The following is a 392-nucleotide window of genomic DNA, read 5'->3' as shown; positions in this document are numbered from 1 at the left end:
CCGTAACATTGGGACGCGATTCGTAAATAATGGCGGCGACTCCGAGGGGCACGGTAACCTTATCAATCTGCAACCCGTTGGGCAGGGTCCACCCCGCCTGCACCTTGCCAATCGGGTCTTCCTGCCTTATGACGATTTCAATCCCTTCGATGATAGCGTCTATCCGCTTGTCGTTAAGAAGCAGGCGGTCGACAAGAGCCTCTTTCATGCCGCCTTTCCGCGCCTGTTCCACATCGCGCGAGTTCGCCTGCAAAATGGCGGCTCTGTCACTATCGATAGCGGCGGCTGCGGCGGCAAGAGCCTTATCCTTATTCGCGCGGTCCTGTTCCGCAAGCTTCGCCTGCGCCTGTTTGAGAGAGGTAAAAATAGCGGTTAAAGTGTCTGCCATAGGA

1 pseudogene is annotated in these 392 nt (G+C 56.1%); it reads right to left on the bottom strand.

Annotated features, from left to right (window positions below):
* Positions 1-388, bottom strand: a pseudogene (proA, locus tag ACYVTD_RS17585) (glutamate-5-semialdehyde dehydrogenase); the annotation flags it as partial.
* Between the last annotated feature and the right edge of the window lie 4 nt (positions 389-392).

The organism is Treponema sp. R6D11, assembly GCF_054786075.1.
The sequence above is the reverse complement of the archived record's forward strand: the minus strand, read 5'-3'. Positions and strand labels throughout refer to the sequence as shown.